The 400-nt window shown below is 63.5% G+C and carries 1 protein-coding gene; it reads right to left on the bottom strand.

Annotated features, from left to right (window positions below; genetic code table 11):
* Positions 1–36: 36 nt before the first annotated feature.
* Positions 37–400 (bottom strand): hypothetical protein (locus JHD80_RS27245; protein WP_199093716.1); only part of this gene is annotated, 364 nt, incomplete at its 5' end.

Consider the following 400-nt stretch of genomic DNA (forward strand, 5'->3'; position numbering starts at 1 on the left):
GGTAGGAGGTGATGTCGGTCCAGGTTGCCGGCGTGATCATGCTGCCTCCCCCGAGATCACGGCGCGCTCGCTCGGCTTGTGGGGCACACCACCGAAGGCCAAGCGATCATAGAGCTCGCGAAGTTCCGCCTCCTCAGCATCCGGGCGGACTTCGATGCTCGGGAAAGTCACACGCAGGAACCGGCGACGCTTGTCCGCCAGCGACAAGCTCGCATAGGTGAACCCGTCGAAGATCGACAGCTCACCGGCCACGAAGTCGCGAAGCGCCGTAAATCGCTGCTGACCCTCGAGCAGAAGTCCAGCACCTGCGGTGCGCACCGCGCCCCGATCCCAGTCGAACTGGGTGTGGACGTAATAGCCGGTACCGAGGCCCAGAAAGATGCCTTCGATAAAGCGACGC

The sequence above is a fragment of the Allobosea sp. ASV33 genome (assembly GCF_016428755.1).
Lineage (GTDB): Bacteria > Pseudomonadota > Alphaproteobacteria > Rhizobiales > Beijerinckiaceae > Allobosea.